We start from the raw sequence: 22,267 nt of genomic DNA, 5'->3' as shown, positions 1-22,267 counted from the left end.
GCGTATTTGTGCTCAGAGCAGCGGCAGGGCCTGGCGGGTGATGCCTATTTGTGCTCAGAGCCTCTGAGCACAAATACGCATCACCGGCGGTGAGCAGGGCGTCCTTGGCGTGCATTTCGGCGACTGTATGCTAAAACCACTGACCCGAGCACCCATCGGAGGACGCGATGCCCGACAGCCCCACCCGGCGGACCCGTTCGGCGCGGCAGCCGCTGGAGCGGCCCGTGCCGTTGCGCCAGGCGGTCACCGACGTCATCTCCGACATGATCATCAACGGCGAGCTCCAGCCCGGCGAGCACCTCGTCGAGCAGGAGCTGGCCGCGCAGCTCGGGGTCAGCCGCCAGCCGGTCCGCGAGGCGCTGCAAAGGTTGCACGCCGAGGGCTGGGTCGACCTGCGGCCGGCGCTGGGCGCGTTCGTGCACACCCCGACGCCCAAGGAGGCCGACGAGCTGCTCGGCGCCCGTACGCTGCTGGAGGCCGAGTCGGCCCGGCTGGCCGCGGTGAACGCCACGCCCGAGACGGTCGAGCAGTTGTGGAAGCTGCAGGCCACCGGCGAGCAGGCGGTGGCCAAGGACGACGAGGCCGGCATGGTGGCCGCCAACGCGGCGCTGCACCAGCACATCCTCACGATGTCCGGCAACAAGATCATGGCCGAGCTGATCGGCATGGTCGACCGGCGGGTGCGGTGGTATTACCGGCCGATCGCCCGGGCTCGGGGGCAGGAGGCGTGGGACGAGCACCGTGAGCTGATCGAGACCATCGCCGGTGGGAACGGCCGCAAGGCGGGCGAGTTGATGCGCAAGCACACCGAGCGGACCCGCAAGATCTACGAGCAGCGGGCGGCCACTCCGGAGTGACCGCCCGCCGGCCGGGTCCTACTTGTACATGGTCTGGTTCATGGTTCCGGGGGCGTAGGCGTCCGGGTCGACCCAGACGTTGATCAGCGACGGCAGCCCGGATTCCCGCGCCCGCCGCAGGGCCGGTGCGATCTGGGCCGGGTCGCGGACCTCTTCGCCGTACCCGCCGAGCATCTGCGCGAACTTGTCGTAGTGCACGTCGCCGAGCGTGTTGCCGACCCGTTCCCGGGCTTCGCCGTACTTGCGCTTCTGGCCGTAGCGGATCTGGTTCATCGACGAGTTGTTGCCGACCACGCCGACGAACGGCAGGTTGAAGCGCACCATCGTCTCGAAGTCCCAGCCGGTGAGGCTGAACGCGCCGTCGCCGAAGAGGCAGACCACCTCGCTGTCGGGGCGGGCGTACTTGGCCGCCATGGCGAACGGGACGCCCACGCCGAGCGTGCCCAGCGGGCCGGGGTCCATCCAGTGGCCCGGCGCCTTGGGCTGCACCACGCCGCCGGAGAAGGTGACGATGTCGCCGCCGTCGCCGATGAAGATGGAATCCTCGGTCAGGAACTCGTTGATCTCGTGGGCCAGGCGCAGCGGGTGGATCGGGTCGGCGTCGGAAAGCTGGCGGGGGAGACGCTTCTGGTACGCGGCGGTCTCCTCGTGGCGCAGCTCGTCGAACCAGGCCTTGCGGTTGACGGACGAGCCGGCCCGAGTCACGGCGGCCAGCACGGCGCCCGGGTCACCGACGATGCCCAGGTCGATGTCGCGGTTCTTGCCGACCGTGCGGTAATCCATGTCGATCTGGACCACCGTGGCCGATTGCGGGAGCCGCCGGCCGTACCCCATCCGGAAGTCGAACGGCGTCCCCACGATGATGATCAGGTCGGCGTTGTCGAAGGCGTAGCGCCGCGACAGGTGGAAGTGATGCGGGTCGCCGGGCGGGAGTGTGCCGCGGGCGGCGCCGTTCATGAACGCCGGCACGTTGAGGGTGCGCACCATCTCGATCGCGGCATCGGTGCCGCGGCCGGTCCACACCTGGGTGCCGAGCAGGATGGCCGGTTTCTCCGAGCGCGCGATCAGGGCGGCCAGGGCCTCGATGGCGGCCGGGTCGCCGGCGCTTTTGGTGCTCGCGCGATAGCGCCCGGGTGCCGGGATCGTGCAGTCGGCCAGGTTGACCTCGGCGTCCAGCACGTCGCGGGGGATCTCCAGGAAGGATGGGCCGGGGGCGCCGTTGTAGCACTCGCGGAACGCCATCGAGACCATGTCGGCGCTGCGGGTGGTGTGCGGGACGGTGGCGGCGAACTTGGTGATCGGCTGCATCATGTCGACGTGCGGGAGGTCCTGCAGTGAGCCCATCTTGTGCTGGCTGAGCGCGCCCTGGCCGCCGATCAGCAGCATCGGGCTCTCGGCCCGGAAGGCGTTGGCCACGCCGGTGACGGCGTCGGTGGTGCCCGGGCCGGCGGTGACCACGGCCACGCCGGGCTTGCCGGTGATCCGGGCGTAGCCGTCGGCGGCGTGCGCGGCGACCTGCTCGTGGCGTACGTCGACGACCTCGATGCCCTCGTCGACGCAGCCGTCGTAGATGTCGATGATGTGCCCGCCGCAGAGCGTGAAGATCACGTCCACGCCCTCGGCCTTGAGTGCCTTGGCGACCAGGTGGCCGCCGGAGATCGTGTCGGGATCCTCGCTGGGCCGGCGCAGGATCTTCTCCGTGGACGACTCGGTGGCGGTCTGTGTCATGATGCCCTCCGGGATTGAAGACTGCATACCGTATGCCGACTATCCTCGCCGCTCTACTTTGGCTTGTCCAGTCTGTGGTAGACCACATATTGCATACAGTATGCTCCTGGCATGGATCTGTTGGAGCATCAGGCAATGCGTCTGTTCGCCGCGCATCAGGTGCCGGTCCCGGCCGGCGAGGTCGCCGACACGCCCGCCCGGGCCGGCGCCATCGCCGCCCGGCTCGGCGGTGCCACCGTCGTCAAGGCGCAGGTCAAGGTCGGTGGGCGCGGCAAGGCCGGGGGAGTGAGGGTCGCGGCCACGCCGGCCGAGGCGTCCGCTCGCGCCGGGGAGATCATCGGCATGGAGATCAAGGGCCATCGGGTACGCGAGGTGCTGGTCGCCGAGGCGTCGAACATCGCGACCGAGTACTACCTCGCCTTCCTGGTCGACCGGTCGGCACGGGAGATCACCGGGATGTTCTCGTCGTCCGGCGGCATGGACATCGAACAGGCGCCCGCCTCGTCGATCGTCCGCATTCCGGTCGACCCGCTGGATCTCACGGCTCTTCCCCCGGCGATCGTCCCCGTCGCGGAACGGCTGTGGGCGGTGTTCGTCCGCGAGGACGCCACGTTGGTCGAGGTCAACCCGCTGATCGTTGACGCGGCCGGCCGGGTGCTGGCCATCGACGGCAAGGTCACCCTGGACGACAACGCCGCGTTCCGTCGCTCCTTCGCCGGCCTCTCCGGGCGGCCCGACGATCCGCTCGAGGCCCGGGCGGTCGCCAAAGGGCTCAACTACGTGAAGCTCGACGGCACGGTCGGGATCATCGGGAACGGGGCCGGCCTGGTCATGTCCACGCTCGACGTGGTGGCCGGGGCGGGTGCGCGGCCGGCCAACTTCCTGGACATCGGGGGCGGGGCCGGCGCGCAGGTCATGGCCGACGCGCTGTCCGTCGTACTCGACGACCCGGCGGTGAGATCGGTGCTGGTCAACGTCTTCGGCGGCATCACCGCGTGCGACGCCGTGGCCAACGGTGTGATCCAGGCTCTCGACCAGCTCGGCGCGGCCGTGACCAGGCCGATCGTGGTGCGGCTGGACGGCCACAACGCGAACGCCGGGCGCGCGATCCTGGCCGGCGCCGGGCATCCGATGGTCACGCTGGCCGACACGATGGACGACGCGGCGGCCCGGGCCGCCCACCTGGGGAGGTAGTCATGGCGATCTGGTTGACCGAGAAGTCGCGCGTCATCGTGCAGGGCATGACCGGCGCCGAGGGGGCCAGGCACACCCGCCGCATGCTGGCCGCCGGCACCGATGTGGCCGGCGGCGTGAACCCGCGCAAGGCCGGTACGTCGTTCCAGGTCAAGGACACGTCCTTGCCGGTCTTCGCCTCGGTGGGTGAGGCAGTGGAGGCCACCGGTGCGGACGTGTCCGTCATCTTCGTACCGCCCGCCTTCGTCAAGAACGCCCTGCTGGAGGCGGTCGACGCCGAGATCCCGCTGGTCGTCGTGATCACCGAGGGCGTGCCGGTGCTGGACACGGCGGCCGTGTGGGCCCGTACCCGCGACAGCGCGACGCGGATCATCGGCCCGAACTGCCCCGGCCTGATCAGCCCCGGCCGTGCCAACGCCGGCATCATCCCGGCCGACATCACCGGCCCCGGCCCGATCGGCCTGGTCTCCAAGTCCGGCACCCTGACCTACCAGCTCATGCACGAGCTGCGCGACATCGGCTTCTCGACGTGCGTCGGCATCGGCGGCGACCCGATCATCGGCACCACCCACATCGACTGCCTGGCCGCTTTCGAGGCCGACCCTCTCACCGCGGCGATCGTGCTGATCGGGGAGATCGGGGGCGACGCGGAGGAACGGGCCGCGGCCTTCATCGCCGAGCACGTCACCAAGCCGGTGGTCGCCTATGTAGCCGGTTTCACCGCGCCGCCCGGCAAGACGATGGGTCACGCCGGGGCGATCATCTCCGGCTCGTCGGGCACGGCCGCGGCCAAGGCGGAGGCCCTGTCCGCGGCCGGCGTCCGGGTCGGCCGCACCCCTACCGAGACGGCGTCACTGCTGCGCGCAGCGTTGCGAGAAACTCAGTGAGCCGGGGTTCCGGGCGGCTCGCGCTTTCCGGGGTCAGCCGGGGCTGGAGCGGCCGCGGTTCGCGCTTTCCGGGGGTCAGCCGGGGCTGGAGCGGCCGTGGCGCCAGTAGCCGAAGAAGGCTATGTCGGACTTGGCGACGCCACGGTCGTTGACCAGGTGGCGGCGCAGGCCGGTGGGGAGTTTGGACTCGCCCGCCACCCAGGTGTATGAGCGGCCGGCCGGGAGGATGGCCTCCTTGATGGTGGCCAGAGCCAGCGCGCCCGGGCGGCCGAGGCCCTCGCGGCGCGGGAGCCAGTGGATGCGCGCGCCGGGCGGGGCGAGGATGTCGGTGCGGATGTCGGCGGGCGACGGGACCTCGAGGAAGACCTCGGCGGTCAGGGCGTCCGAGGCGTTCTCCAGGATGGACAGGATCGCGGGCACGGCGGATTCCTCGCCGGCCAGCAGGTGCCACTCGGCCTCGGCCGGCGGCAGGTACGAGATTCCCATGTCCCAGATGCCGGCCTCGTCGCCCGGGCGGGCCGAGGTCGCCCAGGCCGCAGCCGGGCCCTCGCCGTGCAGCGCGAACTCGATGTCGATCTCCTGCTCGCCCGGGCGGGCGCGGCGGATCGTGTAGTTGCGTACCCACGGACGAACCGATTTCGGCAGCAGCAGGACCTGAGCCATCCACGCCTCGCTGTTGAGGGTCGGCATCCGCAGCGAGCGCTGGCCGAGGCGGGGGAAGAACAGTCGCACGGTCTGGTCGAAGCCGGTCACGACCAGGTGCCCGAGGTCGGGGCCGCCGAGGGTGACGGTGCGGAACGACGGTGTGGTCTGCTCGGTTCGCAGCACCGTCAAGGTGATCATGCGGCGGGCCGATGGCAGTTGCACCTTCGGCAGGATGTCCCAGCTCATGACATAATTCTGAGCAATTACTCGTCTTCTTGGAAACTCGCTTTTCCTCGGCCCGGGAAGGGAGCGGCGACGTGCGCCAGCTGGAGCCCCGTAAGCAGCCGCGACAGGTGCGCGCCGAGCTCACCCGGGAACGCATCCTGACCGCCGCTGCTCACGTTTTCACCGAGCACGGGTACGCCGCCGGCACCACCAACCGCATCGCCGAGCGGGCCCGGGTGTCGATCGGCTCGCTCTACCAGTATTTCCCGAACAAGGACGCCATCCTGGCCAGCCTGCTGACCCGGCACCTCGACGCCGGCATGGCGGCCCAGCGCGCGACGGCCGGCGCCGACCTGGCCGACGTCCTCCGCAGCCACGTCCGGGCGGCCATCGACAACCACCGCGACGACCCGCGGCTGCTGCGCCTGATGATCGAGCAGGCGCCGTTCTCACCCGAGCTGATCCGGCGCATCGAGACCTATTCGCAGCAGCGCGTCGAACAGACCCGCGCCCTGCTGGAGAACCATCCGCAGGTGCGGGTGGCCGACACCACCACCGCGGCCGAGCTGATCGTCGCCACCGTCGAGATGGTCGTACACCAGCTGGTCATCGCCCAGGTCGACACCGAACGCCTGGAGAACGAGATGGTGGCCATGCTGACCCGCTATCTGACCGGGTCATGACAGACGCGCGGCCGCCGTCGTGCTCCTCCCCCTGGGCTGGTACGCCGCCCGCCGCGCACAGGGACGCGCGTCTAGAACTCCCGCACGGAGTCGATGGCGGCGCCGTGCGGGGTGTTCGCCTCCCGCTCGATCATGATCTCGACCAGGGCAGGGCGGCTGGTGCGGGCGGCCTCCTTGCGGGCCCACTCGATGGCGTCGCGGATGTCGCCGGGATCGAGGACGCGGCGGCCGGAACACCCGTACGCCTCCATGATCTTGACGTTGTCCGAACCGTACGTGTCGTAGTGGATGTTGACCTCGTAGTTGATGTCGTACGGAATCTCGGCCTGGCGGATCAGCCCCAGGTACTCGTTGTTCAGCATGATCAACACGAACGGGATGTCGTACTGGGCGGCCACCGCCAGCTCCTCGACCAGGAACTGGAAGCCGTAGTCGCCGACCACGCCGACCACCTCGGCATCCGGTGCGGCCTTCTTGACGCCGATCGCCGCCGGAATCTCCCAGCCCAGCGGCCCGGCCTGCCCGCACACCTGGTAGCGGCGGGGCGCATGCACCCGCTGATGCTGCCCGCCCCAGATCTGGTAGAGCCCGATCGCCGTGACGAAGTAGGTCTCCGGCCCGAACACGTCGTTGATCTCGCGGTAGACGCGCGGCGCCCTGATCGGCACCTCGTCGTAGTCGTCTCGCCGGCCGAGCTCCTTTTTCAGCGACTCGACGCGGGCCAGCCACCCTTCTCTGGAATTGTCAAAGGACCGCCGCCGGACCGCTGCGAGCAGCTCGCGGAGGAAGATCCGTGCGTCCGAAACTACGCCGAGATCGGGGCCGAAGACCTTACCGATCTGAGTCGGTTCGATGTCGACGTGGATGAACCTGCGGTCGCCCCGATAGACGTCGAGCGCGCCGGTGTGCCGGTCACCGAACCGCGCCCCGACCGCCAGCACCAGGTCGGACTCCAGGAAGGACGCGTTCCCGTACCGCTGCGAGGTCTGGATCCCGGTCATCCCGGCATGCAGCGGATGGTCGTCGTCGAGCGCGCCCTTGCCCATCAGCGTGACCTGCACCGGCACCCGCAACTCTTCGGCCACGTCGCGCAACTCGACTGACGCGTCGGCCAGGATCACGCCGCCGCCGGCCAGAATCAGCGGGCGCTCGGCGGCCAGCAGCATGTCCAGCGCCTTCTCGACGCGCGGCAGGTGCGGGCGGACCGGGGTCACCGGCAGCGGCGCGTCCACCGACGCATCCCATTCGATCAATTCCCGCTGTACGTCGAGCGGCAGGTCGATGAGCACCGGCCCCGGCCGCCCCGACCGCGCCACCTGGAAGGCCTTCCGGAAGATCCAGGGCGCCTGGGCCGCCTCCTTGACCTGCACCGCCCACTTCGTCACCGGCTCGGCCACGGCCACGATGTCGACCGCCTGGAACGCCTCCTGGTGCAACTTGGCTGAGACCGCCTGGCCGGTGACGCAGATGATCGGCACCGAGTCGGCCAGCGCGGTGTACAGCCCGGTGATCATGTTGGTGCCGGCCGGCCCGGACGTGCCGATCGCCACGCCCACGTTGCCGGTGGTGCGCGACCAGCCGTCGGCCATGTGGGTGGCGCCCTCCTCGTGCCGCACGATCAGGTGCTCGATCCGGCCGTCGCGCTCCATCGCGTGGTACAGCGGCAGGATGGCCGCGCCCGGACAGCCGAAGACCGTGGTCACGCCCTCCGACCGGAGCACCTCGACGACGGCCTGCATGGCGGGCATCTTCGGCATGACAAAACCTTTCTGCGGGGTACGAGCGGAAAGCGCACCGGCGACCATTGGTGCGCAGAGCTGTTCTGAGCACTGGCGACTATTGGTGAGCAGAGCGGCTCTGCTCACCGAGGGGGTGTCATTCGCGGCCGGACAGGGCTGTGGTCACGGTCAGCAGGGCTGAATGGTCGTCGGCGCCGTGGCCCATGGCCCGCGCCGCCGCGACCAGCTGGGCGGTCAGCCCGGCCAGGGGCAGCGCCACGCCGGCGCGGCGGGCGGCGTCCAGCACGATGCCCATGTCCTTGTGGTGCAGGTCGATCCGGAAGCCGGGCCGGAACTCGCGGGCGATCATCGACGCCCGCTTCAGGTCCAGCACGCGGCTCGCGGCCAGCCCACCGGCCAACACGTCGAGGCCCTTCGCGGGGTCGACGCCGGACGCCTCCAGCAGGACGATGGCCTCGCCGACGAGACCGTAGACGCCGGCCACGACGAGCTGGTTGGCCGCCTTGACGACCTGGCCGGCGCCGTGCCCGCCGACGTGCACGACGGTGCGGCCGAGGACTTCCAGCAGCGGGCGGGCGGCGGCGACGTCGTCCGGCGTACCACCGACCATGATGGACAGGGTCGCCTGCTTGGCGCCGACCTCGCCGCCGGACACCGGCGCGTCCAGCACCCGGAGCCCGCGTTCGGCGCCCGCGCGGGCCACCGCGATCGACGTCTCGGGGCGGATCGTGCTCATGTCGATCAGCAGCGTGCCCGGCTTGGCCCGGGCCAGGATGCCGTCCTCGCCGTACGCCACCTGTTCGACCTGCGGATGGTCGGGCAGCATGGTGATCACCACCTCGGCGTCGGTGACCGTGTCGGCGACGCTGCCGGCGACCCGGCCGCCGATCGCGCCGAACTGCCGCAGCGGCTCCGGCTGCCGGTCGAAGCCGGCCACCCGGTGGCCGGCCGCGACCAGGTGGCTGGCCATGGGCGACCCCATGATCCCGAGTCCGACGAACCCGACGTCCATCACACGACCTCCTTGCTCAGCCAGCCGAAGCTGTCGGCGGTACCGGAACTGGGGATGTATTCGAGTCCGACGTGACCGCGGTAGCCGTGCGCGTGCAGGCGCCGGACGACGCCGAGCAGGTCGACGTGGCCGGTGCCGGGCTCGTGGCGGCCGGGCGCGTCGGCGATCTGCACGTGCCCGATCCGCGGGGTGAGTTCGTGCAGCGTGCTGAGGTCGTCGCCGTTGACCGCGAGGTGGTAGAGGTCGGCCAGCAGCCGCAGGTTGTCCCGGCGAGGGAGCCGGTCGATCACGGCGAGCGCGTCGGCCGCTTTGCGCAGCGGGTAGCGCGGTGCCCCGCTGAGCGGTTCGATGACGATCTGGCCGTCGATCCGGGCCACGTGGTGGGCGGCGTGCGCGAGCGCCTCGATCGCGATGTCGTCCTGCTGTCCGGGGTCGGCGCCGGGCAGCCGGTTGCCGTAGAGGGCGTTGAACGACCGGCAGCCGGTGCGCACCCCGATCTCCACGGCGATGGCGACGCTGTCCAGGAATTCTTGGGTACGCCCGGGCCAGGACACCAGCCCCCGGTCGCCGCCGGGGAGGTCGCCGGCGAAGAAGTTGAGCCCGACCAGCCGGACCCCGGCGTCCAGTACGGCGGTGACGAACCGGTCGACCTCGGCGTCACCGGGCTGGGCGGTGTCGAACGGCCACCAGAACTCGACCGCGTCGAATCCGGCGGCGCGGGCCGCGGCCGGGCGCTCCAGCAGCGGCACCTCAGTGAAGAGGATGGACAGATTCACGTCGTACATTCCGGTATCCTGTATGCAGTATGGAGCTACGTCAAGCTGGACACGGAGCAAGAGGCGGCCAGTGGGGCCGAAGGTCAGCGGCCCGTGATCATTCGATGACTGATGCGACGTCGGCGCGAGCGGCCCGGTAAATCCGAGGTGAATTTTCCTGCGCCGATACACCCGTTTTGTCGGCCGCGCCACGGGCGGCGAGCGCGGCGAACGGTGATCCGCGGCTGGGCCGAAGGGTTGATTCTGAACTCGATGCATCCCACAGTTATGCAGATCGGGGGCGGTGCAGGCATCATGCATCGCGGTTGGCGAACGAAGGGGAAGCTGGATCATGGCGGAGATCCATCACCTTGCTCACGGATGGGTCACCCCCACCGCGAGTTATGTGCTCTCGGTGCTCGGGTCCTTACTGGGCCTGACCTGTGCGGTGCGGTTCCGGACGGCGAACAGTCCCGGCGCCCGGAACTTCTGGCTGATTCTGGCCGCGGTCGCGATCGGCGGCACCGGCATCTGGACGATGCACTTCGTCGCCATGCTCGGATTCGACGTCGTCGGCACCCCGATCCGGTACGACGTCGGCCTGACCGCGGCCAGCGCCCTGCTCGGCATCGTGGCGGTCGGCATCGGCCTGGCCATCGCGCTGAACGGCACCAGCGCCCGGCAGCTGCGGATCGTCGGCGGCGGAGTGCTGGCCGGCCTGGGCGTGGCCGGCATGCACTACACCGGCATGGCGGCGATGCGGCTGGACGGCGAGATCGACTACAGCATCACCCGGGTCGGCATGTCGATCGGCATCGCGGTGGTCGCCGCGGCCGTCGCGCTGTGGCTGGCCGTGACCGTCCGCAAGGCGCCGGCCATCCTGGCCGCCGCCCTGATCATGGGCGTGGCGGTGAACGGCATGCACTTCACCGGCATGTCGGCCATGTCGGTGCACCTGGAGCCGGCCGTCACGCCGCCCTCCGGTGCGGCGGCGTCGCAGCTCATCCTGCCGATCGGGCTGACCGTGGTCTTCGCGGTGCTGGGCCTGCTGTACGCGCTGATGGCGGCGCCCACCGACGAGGATCGGGCCGGGCTGGCGTATCTGGCCGCCCGGCAGGACGGCCCTGACGCCGTCGGTGAAGCGCCACGTCCGATCCAGCAGCAGGCGGCCGCGAACGCCCCGCGTCCGATCCCACAGCAGCCGCCCACGAACACCCCGCGTCCGATCCCGCGGCAGGCGCCCGCGAACGCTTCGCGTCCGATCCAGCAGCAGCGGCAGGCGGCGTTGCCGCAGCACCAGCCGCCGGCGGTGCCGCAGCAGCGCACGAACTCCGGCCCGTCGCTGGGCGAGCAGCTCGGATCGCTGCAGCGCGAGCAGGCCGAGGCGGCGGCGCAGGCCCACGCGGACGGCGACGAGCACACCCGCAAGCTGCAGGGCCCGCGCCGGATGCCGAGCGCGAACAGCAGCTGGACCTTCCGCGACCGCGCTGACAAGTAAAAGCCGTGCCGACAAGTAAGCCGCGTCGACAGTGACGCGCCGACAAGTAAAAGGCCGCCGACAAGAAGGCAGCCGCATCGACGAGAAGGCGCCATCGCCGGGCCCGACCGGGCCCGGCGATGGCGTTTTTGCCGTCCGCGGATGCCAGGTCGGCGTGAACAGTAGGCCGACCGGGCAACCGGGATGACCTTGCGGGTGATGACGCTGGGTGACTACTGATCAACGATCGAAGGGACGGCGGCGTTTCGGTGGACCGCTGTCCTGTTACGTAGGTGGTGGCATGCCCGTGGGCGTCGGAATCCTCGGCACCGGTTCGTACCTCCCGTCCCGTGAGGTGACCAATGACGAACTCGCCACCCTGGTCCCCGGGGCCGACCCGGAGTGGGTGACACGCAAGACGCTGATCGAGGCGCGCCGTTTCGCGGCACCGGACGAGGCCGCCTCGGACCTCGCCGCGAAGGCCGCGATCCCCGCCTTGGAAGCCGCCGGAGTGGCCGCCACGGACCTCGACTACGTGATCGTCTCCACCTCAACCGGTGACTCTCCGCAACCGCCGACGGCTAGCCTCGTACAGGATCTGATCGGCGCCGACCGGGCCGCCTGCTTCGACATCAACGTGGTCTGCGCCGGTTTCGTCTTCGCCCTGTCCATGGCCCGCAGCCTGGTGGCGGTCCAGCCCGGCGCCAAGGTGCTGGTGATCGCCTCGGACGTCTACTCGCGGATCCTCGACTTCCAGGACCGGCGTACGGCCGTGCTGTTCGGCGACGGCGCCGGCGCGGCGGTGGTCGGCTCGGTGCCCGACGGGTACGGCATCCTGGAGACCGAGCTGGTCAGCCGGGGCGCCGCCCATCAGCTGATCCGGGTCGAGGCGGGCGGCAGCCGCAAGCCGGCGTCGCACGAGACGGTCGACAACGGCGAGCACTTCTTCCGGATGGACGGCCGCGGCGTACGCGATTTCGTCGCCGAGCACGTCCCGCCGGTGCTGGCCGAGATGCTGGACCGGGCCGGCCTGCACGCCAAGGACGTCGACCACTTCGTCCCGCACCAGGCCAACGGCGTGATGCTGCGCGAGCTGGTCGACCTGGCCTCGCTCGACGGCGCCACCACCCACCTGACGCTGGACCGGTACGGCAACGTCGGCAGCGCCTCGGTGCCGGTGGCGCTGGACGCGGCGGTCCGCTCCGGCGCCCTGCACGACGGCGAGCTGGTCCTGCTGGCCGGTTTCGGCGGCGGCATGGCGGTGGGCGCTTCGGTCCTCCGCTGGCACACCGCCGCCTGACCAGGAGCTCCCGGGGCTGGACTGTTCCTTGACGATGCAGTCGACCTTGTCGTTGTTGTCGGTCCCGACGAACGCCGACTTTCCGGGGTTCGATCCCGAGCCGCCGGGCGCGAAGAAGGTGCCGTTGCCCCCCCGGGGCGTATCCCCACACCAGCCCGGAGTGCGTCGGCTGCCTCTGTGGGCGCCGCCCAACCGACAAGTGGTAGCCCCGGGCGGCATCCGAGAGTCGGATGCCGCCCGGGGCCACCACTGTTCTCGGGGTTGGAGGTGAGGGGGCGGGCGTGCGGTAAACAGCACGGCCCGGGGACAAAGCGGACAGGGGTCGATGGCTGTCGCCCGCTGTGGTTGCATGATCGCCGTCGATATATCACGGGGGTGACCATGACGACACGTACGACCGTGCCGATCGGTGCGGCGATTCCGGATTTAGCACGGTGGGGACTGACCAGCGACGCCGATCTGGTCTACCGCACCCTGGTCACGATGGGGCCGCACGCCGCGTCGGCGCTGGCGACCGAACTCGGCCTCGCGCCCCGGCGGGTGGATGCCGCGATCGCCGAACTGCGCGCCGTGGGGGCGATCTCCGACCTTCGTACGGTGTGGGCGTCCCGCCCGCCGGCCGAGGTGATCCAGGAGCTGCGCCACCGGCGGATCCGGCTGGCCGACCGCACCGCGCAGATCCGCACCCACCACGCGATAGTCGAGGGCGCGGTGGGCCGGCCGAATCTGGGCGACGGGGTGCGCTACCTGCCCAGCCGTGCGGTGACCCGGCGCCGGCTGGCCGAGCTGATGGCCACCGAGCGGGTCGAGCACCTGGCCATCAACACCGAGCAGTCCTTCGACACCGCCTCGGCGCAGGCGGCCGCGCCGCTCAGCCGGAACGTGATCGAGCGCGGCGTACGCATGCGCGTGCTCGGCCTGCCACCGGCCGACGGCGACCTGCACGTGGACACCTCGGTCTTCGGCCACCCGTTCCTCGGCTACCGCGAGGCGCCCGAGCTACCGATGAAACTGCTGGTCATCGATCGGCGGTACGCGCTCTTCCCGGCCGACCCGGCCGATCTGGAGCGCGGCTACCTCGAGATCAGTCAACCGGGCGTGGTCAGCGCGCTGGTCATGCTCTTCGAACATCACTGGCTGGCGGCCACCGACCCACGGGAGGCCGGCCTGCCCGAGATCGCTCTGGACGAACGCGAGAAGGAACTGGTCGGCCGGCTGGCCCGGGGCCGCACCGACGTGCAGGCGGCGGCCGAGATGCGGATCAGCACCCGGCTCGTCACCAAGATCATGCGAAACCTGATGGACCGGCTCGGCGTGGAGAACCGCTTCCAGCTCGGGCTGGTCCTCGGGGCCGCGCGGGCCACCCCTGTGCCACTGGATATCTCTTCCGAGGAGAACTGATGTTCCGTCGTCTGTCGCCGGCCCTCATCGTGGTGCCGGTCGCCGTCCTGGCCTGCGCCCAGCCCGCCGCGGCCCTGCCGGTCCCGCCCGGTACCAACATCTGCGCGACCGGCACCCTGGAGGCCGGGGAGCGGCCACCGGCCGACCCGGGTCGGACCCCGCTGGTGGTCCGCATCCAGCCGTGCGCGGGCACCCCTGCGGAGGATCTGGCCGCGGGTCGCTGGGGACTCGCGGAGTACGACCAGCGCGGAGGTCACATCCGGAGCAGCACGCTACGGCCGTTCGACGGGCCGGGTGTGACTCAATACTTGGCGCCCGGCTACCGCGACGGCAACGACCAGGCCGACGGAAGTCTCGGCGGGGTGCGAGCGGTCTGCCTGGTCGCCGGCCTGACGTACAACCGGGTCGCCTGCGTTCGGACCGAGCTCGATCCGGACCACCGGGTCGTGATCACGCCGTTGCCGGCCGACAACCCGCTCGTCTCGCTGCCGGTGTCGCCCGGCCATCCGGGCGGGAACGATCCCAACCCGGAGTGCGGCGCCTGCGTGTGAGTCAGTCGTCCTGCCGGGGCAGGATCGCCACCTCACGGTAGAACCGGTCGATCTGACGGACCGTGGCCTCGAAGTCGTCCAGGCCGAACGGCTTGGTGACATAGGCGTTGGCGCGGTGCTGGTAGCTGGCCACGATGTCCGGCGCCGCGCCCGACGTGGTCAGGATGACCACCGGGATGGCCTTGAGCTCGTCGTCGGTCTTGATGGCGGCGAGCGTCTCCCGGCCGTCCATCCGCGGCATGTTGAGGTCGAGCAGGATCAGGTCGGGGCGCAGCGCGCCGGTGTATGGCCCCTCGCGGTGCAGGTATTCGAGCGCTTCGCGGCCGTCGGCCACCCGGGTGACCGTGGCGCTGCGCTCCGTGGCTCCCAGTGCCTCCTCGATCATCAGCGCGTCGGCGTCGTCATCGTCGACGACCAGGATCTGGAGGCTCCGCACCCGACTTCTCCTCTGTTTGCAGTGGCGCAAGCATAGGGCCCGGCCTCGGATCCGTTCCATGGCCACCCGGTAGGAAATCACCGGTCCGTGAGCGCCGTGCGAAACGAGACATGTCTCATACGGCCCTCATGCAACGAACAGGTAACGGCAGCTCAACACCGGGCGAGCCGGAGTGACGGAGTCGCAGCCGAAGGTAGTCGCGATATCGAGGCCACCGAATCGAACATCGGACGCGTCACCGACACGTGAGCCGAATCCCCCCCATCCCTCACTTCCGCCACCGCCGCCCGAGCTGGTTCGGATGGCGGATCAGGCATCGCCCGAAGTGGCAGCGGATCATCATCCGCACCATGGTCGTGCTCGCGCTGGTGAGCGGGGCCGGCTGGGGCGCGGCCGAGGTGTACGTCGCCTCCGTGCCGATGCGCGACGAGCCGCCCGGCCCGCAGGCGTCGGTGCTCTACTACAGCGACGGCAAGACCATCCTGGCCCGGGTGGGCACCGCCGACCACAACGACGTGCCGCTGTCGGCGGTGCCGGCGGCCGTGCGTCACGCGGTGCTGGCGGCCGAGGACCGCGACTTCGCCGACCACGGGGGCGTCTCGGTGCGCGGCGTGCTGCGGGCGATCGTCTCCGACCTCAAGGGCGGTCACGAGGGCGCCTCGACCATCACCCAGCAGTTCGCCCGCAACGCCTACCTGACCCAGGACTTCTCGGTCGACCGCAAGGCCCGCGAGATGGCTATCGCGGTCAAGCTGGAGCGCAGGTACAGCAAGGACGAGATCCTCGAGCGCTACCTGAACACCATCTACTTCGGCCGCGGCGCGTACGGGATCGCGGCGGCGGCCAACGCCTACTTCGGCGTACGCCCGGACCAGCTCACCCCGGCCCAGGGCGTGGTGCTGGCCGCGGTGATCAAGGACCCGTACCACTTCGACCCGGCCGTCGACGCCCGGGCCGCGAAGAACCGCTTCCTGTGGATCGCCAAGGCCGCCGCCGAGGCGAAGTGGCTGCCGACCGGCCTGACGTACCCCGCGGTGACGTTGACCCGCACCAACGTCGGCGGCAAGAACGGTGTGGTCGTCGACCAGATCGAGAACGAGCTCAAGGCGCGCGGCATCAGCTCGCAGGACCTGCACACCAAGGGCCTGTCGGTGGTGACCACGCTGGACCGGGTGGCCCAGCCGGCCGCCGTGCAGCAGGTCACGCAGCAGCTCCAGGTCCAGCCGGCCGGGCTGCGCGGCGCGCTGGTGGCCCTCGACCCGCGCAGCGGTGCGGTCCGCGCGTACTTCGGCAGCGACCAGGGCCGCGGCTACTACGATTACGCGACCGCGCCGCACCCGGCGGCGTCCACGTTCAAGCCGATCGTGCTGAGCGCCGCGCTGGAGCGGGGGATCGGCTACAACTCCCGCTGGGACGGCAGCTCGCCGCGGATCTTTCCGGGCCGTCAGGGCGTACCCCTGAAGAATCACGCCAACGCGCAGTGCCCCAACTGCACGCTGGAGACGGCGATGGTCGAGTCGCTGAACACCCCGTTCTACGCGGTCACCGAGGAGCTCGGCGCCGACGCGGTGCGCTCGATGGCGGTCCGGCTGGGCATTCCGGACGCCTACGCCGGCCAGCGCTCCATGGTGGACGTCAAGGGCGACCCGAAGCCGGGCCGGACCCGGCCGGACATCTCCATCGGCCGGTACCCGGTCGCGCCGGCCGACCTGGCCACCGTGTACGCCACGTTCGCCTCCGGCGGCACCCATTACGACCGGTACTTCGTCGAGAAGGTGAGCGCCGCCGACCACCGCGAGCTCTACCAGGCCGTCCCGGTCGGTGAGGTGGTGCTCAAGCCGGGCGTGGCGGCCGACGTCAGCACGGTGCTGAGCTCGGTGGTCCGCCGCGACGGCGTGTCACCCAAGCGGCCCGCCGCCGGCAAGACCGGCACCCAGGCCTGGGGTGACACCAAGGAGAACCAGGACGCCTGGATGGCCGGCTACACCCCGGAACTGGCCACCACGATCTGGTTGGGCAAGGAGAAGCCGGGACCGCTGCGCGACGCCGCCGGCAAGCCGATCGAGGGCGAGACGCTGCCGGCCAAGATGTGGCAGGCGTTCACCACCGCCTCGCTGCACGGCGCGCCGGTCGAGGCCCTGCCGCCGCCGGCCAACGTGGGCCGTACCGACGTCGGGGACGCCGGCCGGAGCAAGCCGTCCACCGGCACCAAGGGCGGGATCGGCGCGAAGCCGCTCGGCCCGGACGTGCCGGTCATCCACACCGCCCACGCGGGCAAGCGGCTGGCGCTGACCTTCGACGACGGGCCGTCGGAGTTCACCCCGGCGATGCTCGACCTGCTGAAGCAGTACCACATCAAGGGCGTCTTCTGCATGGTCGGCGAGGAGGTCGAGCAGCACCCGGACCTGGTCAAGCGGGTGGTGTCCGAGGGCCACGGCCTCTGTAACCACTCGTGGAAGCACGACGACCTCGGCGCCCTGTCCGAGGCGGCGGCCAGAGCCGACATCCAGCGGACGCAGGACGCGCTGGCCAAGGCGGCGCCGGGCCGGACCGTCTCCTGGTTCCGGGCACCGTTCGGCAGCTGGGGTGCCTCGGCCAAGGCCGGCGCGGCGATGCACATGACGCCGCTGGGCTGGGTGGTCGACCCGGACGACTGGACGACGCCCGGGGCCGACGTCATCCGCACGCGGATCAAGGAGCAGCTCGAGGACCGCGCGGTGGTGCTCGTGCACGACGGCGGCGGCGACCGCTCCCAGACCGTCACCGCGCTCAAGAAGCTGATTCCCGAGCTGCTGGCCGACGGCTGGACCTTCGACCTGCCCGAGAAGACTGTCGCCGCGCGGCCGCTGCCGCACTCGAATCCGCCCAAGGAGCAGCCGGAGCAGGGCGTGACCGAGAAGCCGGCGCCGCCGGTCGAGGAGCAGCCGCCCGTCGATCCGGTCCGGCCCGAGGTCATCGACTCAGCGCCGCCAGGAGACGAAGAACTCCGGGACCAAGGATCACCACAAAAATCGCGGGAAACAGGCAAAAAAGCACCGGGAACAGGAGCTTGACCGGGACCTTCTGAGCCCGTTCCTCGGCCTCCTGCCGACGCTTGACGCGCTGGTCGCGGGCGTGCTCCCGGAGCACGTTCGCGATCGGCACACCCAGCTCGCCGGCCTGCACGATGGCGGTCACGAAGTTCTGCAGCGGGCGGACCGTGGTGCGCTCGGAGAGGGCGTGCAGCGCGTCGGTACGGGAAATGCCGATCCGCATCTCCTGCAACACCCGGTTGACCTCGCTGGGCATCGGCCCGGTCAGGTTCTCGGCCACCTGCTGCATGGCCGCGTCCAGGCCGAGCCCGGCCTCCACCCCGATCACCATCGCGTCCAGCACGTCCGGCAGCGACGCGGCCAGCTCCCGCTGCCGCTTCCCACCGAGCTCGTGCAGGGCCAGGTCGGGCACGAACAGGCCGAGCACCGCACCGGCCGGACCGCCGAGCAGCGCACCGGCCGGACCGGCCAGGATCGCCCCGAACAGCGCCCCGCCCACGCCCACCCCGAGCAGCAGCAGGGCCCGGCGGCGGATCACCACCTCGAGCGGCCGGTCGTCCGGGTTGCCGGCGTAGTCCAGCAGCCGGCTCAGCCGCGCCCGCGCACCGCTCGGGGTGACCGCCCGGCCCAGCCGGTCCAGCCCGGCCACGGCCGAGCGGCGCAGACGTTCGTCCCAGCGCGGGCCACGGTCGTCGATCAATTTCCCGCGGGTACGCCCGAACGCCGCCAGCGTCCGCAGCAACCGCTCGCCCCGGGTCGGCGGCAACGCGACGGCCAGCACCGCCAGACTCACCGACGCGGCGGCGAACAGCACGGCCACCGTCAGCACGATCAGCGACGCCATGTCAGACCTCGACCCGGACCACACGGCGCAGCCACAGGATGCCGACGACCATGAGCAGCCCGGCCCCGCCCAGCATGACCAGGCCCAGCGGCTCGGCGATCAGCGGCCGGACGTACTCCGGCCGGAACAGGAACATCCACGCCCCGATCAGCAGCGGCATCGCCACCAGGATGGTCGCCGACAGCCGGCCCTCGGCGCTCAGCGCGTGCACGCTGCGGCGCAGTTGCTCCCGCTCGCGCATGGTGTCGGCGGTGGTCTGCAGCACCTCGGACAGGTTGCCGCCGACCTCACGCTGCAGCTTGATCGCCATGGTCAGCCACTTCATGTCGTGGTTGCCGGTACGCGTACCGACCCGCACCAGCGCCTCCTCCAGCTCCCCGCCGATCCGCGTCTCGGACACCGCCCGGCGTAGCTCGGCGGCCACCGGCCCGGTGCTGTCGCGCACCGCCACCTCGATGCCGTGCTGCAGGGTGAACCCGGCCCGCAGCGAGCTGACCACCATCTGCAGGGTGTCCGGCAGCTCCTGCGCGAACGTGCGCTTGCGCCGGTCGATGCGGACCGTGAGCAGCGCGTTCGGCACCAGGAAGCCGGCGATCAGGCCGGTCGGCAGGCCCAGCCACCAGGGCAGCGGGAGGGTCAGCAGCAGGGACAGGCCGAGCGCCGCGCCGGCCCGGATGACCAGCCACTCGGTCGGCCGGATGGGCACCGCGGCCGCGTCCAGCAGATCGTGGTTGTCCAGCCGGGTCAGCCGGGCCAGCCCCTCGCCGGCCCTGGTGGCGGCGGCCCGGACCGCCGCCAGCAGGCGGCCCTTGCGTTCGGGGCGGTGGACCGCGAACCGGGCGAGGATGGTCAGCCGCCGCTGGAACGGGGTGCGGCCGAACACGTGGTCCAGCAGCAGCCAGGCGAGCAGGGTGACCGCGGCACCGGCCAGGACCATGGCCGCGATCATCGGGGCCCGGCCGCGAACAGCGACGGCGGAAGGGTCACCTGATAGACGGTCATGTCGTCGGTGAACCGGGGCCGGATGCCGGTCGGCTTCAGGCCGCCCTTGGCCGACTTGAAGTCGTACAGGAAGAGATCCTGAAGGCTGACCACCTCGGCCTCCATGCCGACGACCTCGCTGATGTGGGTGATCCGGCGGGTGCCGTCCTTGAGCCGGCTCACCTGGATGATCAGGTCGACGGCGGAGGCGATCTGGTCGCGGATCGCGCGGACCGGCAGCTCCAGACCGCCCATCAGCACCATCGTCTCCATCCGGGACACCGCGTCCCGGGGCGCGTTGGCGTGCAGCGTGGTCAGCGAGCCGTCGTGGCCGGTGTTCATCGCCTGCAGCATGTCCAGCGCGGCGGCGTCGCGGACCTCGCCGACCACGATCCGGTCCGGGCGCATCCGCAGCGCGTTGCGGACCAGGTCGCGGATCGCGATCAGGCCGCGGCCCTCGGAGTTGATCGGGCGCGACTCCATCCGCACCACGTGCTCCTGACGCAGCTGCAGCTCGGCCGCGTCCTCGATGGTGACGATGCGCTCGTCGTGCGGGATGAAGCCGGAGAGGATGTTCAGCATCGTGGTCTTGCCCGAGCCGGTGCCGCCGCTGACCACGATGTTGCGCCGGCCGCGGACGCAGGCGTCCAGGAAGTCGGCGGTCCTGCGGGTCAGCGTGCCGAAGCGGATCAGGTCGTCGACGGTCAGCGGCGACACCGAGAACTTGCGGATGGTCAGGCTGGAGCCGTCCAGGGCGATCGGCGCGACCACCGCGTTGACCCGGCTCCCGTCGGGCAGCCGGGCGTCGACCATCGGGCTGGCCTCGTCGACCCGGCGACCCACCCGGGAACAGATCCGGTCGATGATCCGGCGCAGATGGGCCTCGTCGTCGAACTCGACGTCGGCGCGTTCCAGCCGGCCGTAGCGCTCGACCCAGACGTGGTCGTGGCCGTTGACCATCACCTCACTGACCGACGGGTCGCGCAGCAGCGACTCGATCGGGCCGTGGCCCAGGACGTCGTCGGTGACCTCGCGGATGATCCGGGCCTTGTCGGCGCCGGCGAGCGGGGTCTCCTCCCGGGCGATCAGCTCGGTCAGCGTGTGGCGGACCCGGTCCTCCAGGTCCTCGGCGGCCGCGTTGGCCGAGTACAAGGACGGCCCGAGCTCGTCGGCCAGCCGGCGCTGGATCCGCAGGCGTACCTCGGTGACGTTGTCCCCGGCCTGCAGACCGGCCGTCCGGTAGCGCTCGGTGGTGACCGAGACCGGGCCCCGCTCCGGCGCGTCGTCCAGCGGTGGCGCGGCCTCCGGCGTCCGGGCGCGGCCGCCGATCCGCGCCGACAGGCTCACCGCCGCCGCCCGAACATCCGCCGCTTCGGCGCGGCCTCGACCTGCTCCGCGGCCCCGCCGGCGCACCGGTCGGCCAGCCGGCGCATCGCCATGCTGACCGGGTGGGTCGGGTTGTCCAGGGTGATCGGAATGCCCTTGTTCACCGACACCGGCACGTCCCGGGACGACGGCATGTGCACCGACAGGTGGGCGCCGACCGCCTCCTCGACGTCCTCCACGGTCAGGCCGACCTGCGAGTCGGCCCGGTTGAAGACCACCAGGCGGCGCTCGCGCGGATACTCCAGCAGGTCGAACATCTCCACCGTGAGCCGGATGCTCTTCAGCGTGGGCAGATCCGGGGTGACGATCGGCACGAACCAGTCGGACAGGTCGAGCGCGGCCAGCACCTGATCGGTGACGAACGGCGGGGTGTCGACCACGACGAAGTCGTACATGCCGCGGGCCACCTCGATCACCTCGGTGACCAGGTCGCGGCCGACATGCTCGCCCTCGGCCGGGCTGGCCGGCGCGAGCAGCACGTCGAAGTTCGGCCGGTACGAGGTCAGCACCGACCGCAGCCCGGTCTCGTCGAGCCGCCCGGCCATCGCGATCGCGTCCGTGATGCTCCGGGCCGGCGGCAGCTGCAGCATGATCGCCACGTCGCCGAACTGCAGGTCCAGGTCGACCAGCAGGACCCGGCGGCCGCCCTGGGCGGACAGCGCCGCGGCCAGGTTGGTGGCCACCACGCTCTTGCCGCAACCGCCCTTGCCGGCGAACACGGTGACCACCTTGGCGCTGCGGGTGTGGTCGGTGGCGCGCATGGTCGTGCTCAGCGCCTTGGACAGGTCCACCGACCGGACGGCGGCGTTGCGGATACCCTCGGCGTCGAGCTCCTGGACGACCTCACGGACGCCGGCCCGCATGGCCTGGGCCAGCACGTCCGGGTCGGGGGTGCGGCGTAGCAGGATCACTCCGAGCAGCGGCCGCTGGACCCGCTGGTACGCCGCGAAGGTCAGCGCCGCCTCCAGATCCACCGCGGCCCCGACCACCACGAGCAGCGTCTCCGGGTTCCGGGGCAGGTGCTCGTCCAGGTCGGCCAGCTCGGGCACGATGTCGAAACCCTGTTCGGTGTACGGACCGGCCATCGACCGGCGCTCGGGGTCCGGCTCGACGTACACGTAGTAGGTCACCGGC

The 22,267-nt window shown here is 71.0% G+C and carries 19 protein-coding genes; 9 read left to right on the top strand and 10 right to left on the bottom strand.

The genetic code is table 11. From position 1 onward, the window contains the following. Positions 1-167: 167 nt before the first annotated feature. On the top strand, positions 168-857 hold the full coding sequence (locus ACGFIO_RS33255) for a GntR family transcriptional regulator (RefSeq protein WP_392832423.1): 690 nt from the start codon (positions 168-170) through the stop codon (positions 855-857). A gap of 18 nt (positions 858-875) precedes the next feature. Here the strand turns inward: ACGFIO_RS33255 and ACGFIO_RS33250 are convergent, their stop codons facing one another. Further along, a complete protein-coding gene (locus ACGFIO_RS33250) occupies positions 876-2,585 on the bottom strand; it encodes a thiamine pyrophosphate-binding protein (protein ID WP_392832421.1) in 1,710 nt (569 codons plus the stop codon). Positions 2,586-2,696: 111 nt separating this feature from the next. On the opposite strand from ACGFIO_RS33250, the gene ACGFIO_RS33245 reads away from it, so the two are divergent. Both ACGFIO_RS33245 and sucD read left to right on the top strand, forming a co-directional pair. Beyond that, positions 2,697-3,779 (top strand): ATP-grasp domain-containing protein, encoded by a 1,083-nt coding sequence (locus ACGFIO_RS33245; RefSeq protein WP_392832418.1) that lies wholly within the window; start codon positions 2,697-2,699, stop codon positions 3,777-3,779. A gap of 2 nt (positions 3,780-3,781) precedes the next feature. Continuing rightward, positions 3,782-4,666, top strand: a complete 885-nt coding sequence (gene sucD / locus ACGFIO_RS33240) for a succinate--CoA ligase subunit alpha (RefSeq protein WP_392832416.1) — start codon at positions 3,782-3,784, stop codon at positions 4,664-4,666. A 75-nt stretch (positions 4,667-4,741) separates the two neighbouring features. Here sucD and ACGFIO_RS33235 read toward each other — a convergent pair whose 3' ends face one another. Next, positions 4,742-5,557 (bottom strand): siderophore-interacting protein, encoded by an 816-nt coding sequence (locus ACGFIO_RS33235; RefSeq protein ID WP_392832414.1) that lies wholly within the window; start codon positions 5,555-5,557, stop codon positions 4,742-4,744. A gap of 71 nt (positions 5,558-5,628) precedes the next feature. Between ACGFIO_RS33235 and ACGFIO_RS33230 the strand changes: the two genes are divergently transcribed. Then, a complete protein-coding gene (locus ACGFIO_RS33230; RefSeq protein ID WP_392832411.1) occupies positions 5,629-6,219 on the top strand; it encodes a TetR/AcrR family transcriptional regulator in 591 nt (196 codons plus the stop codon). Positions 6,220-6,290: 71 nt separating this feature from the next. On the opposite strand, the gene gcl is transcribed toward ACGFIO_RS33230, so the two are convergent. The 3 genes from gcl to ACGFIO_RS33215 form a co-directional block, all read right to left on the bottom strand. Continuing rightward, the gene (gene gcl, locus ACGFIO_RS33225; protein WP_392832408.1) at positions 6,291-7,976 is read right to left on the bottom strand and encodes a glyoxylate carboligase; all 1,686 of its coding nucleotides are present in this window, start codon (positions 7,974-7,976) and stop codon (positions 6,291-6,293) included. Between the two features lie 118 nt (positions 7,977-8,094). Continuing rightward, complete coding sequence (locus tag ACGFIO_RS33220; protein ID WP_392832405.1) at positions 8,095-8,970, bottom strand: 2-hydroxy-3-oxopropionate reductase; 876 nt, start codon at positions 8,968-8,970, stop codon at positions 8,095-8,097. Further along, a complete protein-coding gene (locus tag ACGFIO_RS33215; protein ID WP_392832402.1) occupies positions 8,970-9,755 on the bottom strand; it encodes a hydroxypyruvate isomerase family protein in 786 nt (261 codons plus the stop codon). The genes ACGFIO_RS33220 and ACGFIO_RS33215 overlap by 1 nt, the downstream gene beginning before the upstream one ends. 322 nt (positions 9,756-10,077) lie before the next feature. Here ACGFIO_RS33215 and ACGFIO_RS33210 point away from each other — a divergent pair, with 322 nt between their 5' ends. From ACGFIO_RS33210 to ACGFIO_RS33195, 4 genes are all read left to right on the top strand, one after another. After that, on the top strand, positions 10,078-11,223 hold the full coding sequence (locus tag ACGFIO_RS33210) for an MHYT domain-containing protein (RefSeq protein ID WP_392832401.1): 1,146 nt from the start codon (positions 10,078-10,080) through the stop codon (positions 11,221-11,223). Positions 11,224-11,503: 280 nt separating this feature from the next. After that, on the top strand, positions 11,504-12,502 hold the full coding sequence (locus ACGFIO_RS33205; RefSeq protein WP_392832398.1) for a 3-oxoacyl-ACP synthase III family protein: 999 nt from the start codon (positions 11,504-11,506) through the stop codon (positions 12,500-12,502). 381 nt (positions 12,503-12,883) lie between these two features. Beyond that, on the top strand, positions 12,884-13,903 hold the full coding sequence (locus tag ACGFIO_RS33200) for a LuxR C-terminal-related transcriptional regulator (RefSeq protein WP_392832396.1): 1,020 nt from the start codon (positions 12,884-12,886) through the stop codon (positions 13,901-13,903). Continuing rightward, the gene (locus ACGFIO_RS33195; RefSeq protein WP_392832393.1) at positions 13,903-14,454 is read left to right on the top strand and encodes a hypothetical protein; all 552 of its coding nucleotides are present in this window, start codon (positions 13,903-13,905) and stop codon (positions 14,452-14,454) included. The genes ACGFIO_RS33200 and ACGFIO_RS33195 overlap by 1 nt, the downstream gene beginning before the upstream one ends. A gap of 1 nt (position 14,455) precedes the next feature. Here ACGFIO_RS33195 and ACGFIO_RS33190 read toward each other — a convergent pair whose 3' ends face one another. After that, on the bottom strand, positions 14,456-14,890 hold the full coding sequence (locus tag ACGFIO_RS33190) for a response regulator (RefSeq protein WP_392832390.1): 435 nt from the start codon (positions 14,888-14,890) through the stop codon (positions 14,456-14,458). Positions 14,891-15,240: 350 nt separating this feature from the next. Between ACGFIO_RS33190 and ACGFIO_RS33185 the strand changes: the two genes are divergently transcribed. Beyond that, positions 15,241-17,943, top strand: coding sequence for a transglycosylase domain-containing protein (locus ACGFIO_RS33185; protein ID WP_392832387.1), 2,703 nt, complete (start codon positions 15,241-15,243; stop codon positions 17,941-17,943). Here ACGFIO_RS33185 and ACGFIO_RS33180 read toward each other — a convergent pair. Genes ACGFIO_RS33180 through ACGFIO_RS33165 form a run of 4 tightly spaced genes read right to left on the bottom strand, consistent with a single transcriptional unit; the run spans position 17,843 to position 22,263 of the window. Next, positions 17,843-18,766, bottom strand: a complete 924-nt coding sequence (locus ACGFIO_RS33180; RefSeq protein ID WP_392832384.1) for a type II secretion system F family protein — start codon at positions 18,764-18,766, stop codon at positions 17,843-17,845. The two genes, ACGFIO_RS33185 and ACGFIO_RS33180, sit on opposite strands and share 101 nt — an antisense overlap. 1 nt (position 18,767) lies before the next feature. Continuing rightward, positions 18,768-19,703 (bottom strand): type II secretion system F family protein, encoded by a 936-nt coding sequence (locus ACGFIO_RS33175; RefSeq protein ID WP_392832383.1) that lies wholly within the window; start codon positions 19,701-19,703, stop codon positions 18,768-18,770. 8 nt (positions 19,704-19,711) lie between these two features. After that, the gene (locus ACGFIO_RS33170; RefSeq protein WP_392832380.1) at positions 19,712-21,094 is read right to left on the bottom strand and encodes a CpaF family protein; all 1,383 of its coding nucleotides are present in this window, start codon (positions 21,092-21,094) and stop codon (positions 19,712-19,714) included. Then, positions 21,091-22,263: a CpaE family protein gene (locus ACGFIO_RS33165; protein ID WP_392832379.1), complete on the bottom strand. Its 1,173-nt coding sequence runs from the start codon at positions 22,261-22,263 to the stop codon at positions 21,091-21,093. Before ACGFIO_RS33165 ends, ACGFIO_RS33170 begins: the two co-directional genes overlap by 4 nt. Between the last annotated feature and the right edge of the window lie 4 nt (positions 22,264-22,267).

The sequence above is a fragment of the Actinoplanes sp. NPDC049265 genome, assembly GCF_043197135.1.
GTDB lineage: Bacteria > Actinomycetota > Actinomycetes > Mycobacteriales > Micromonosporaceae > Actinoplanes.
The sequence above is the reverse complement of the archived record's forward strand: the minus strand, read 5'-3'. Positions and strand labels throughout refer to the sequence as shown.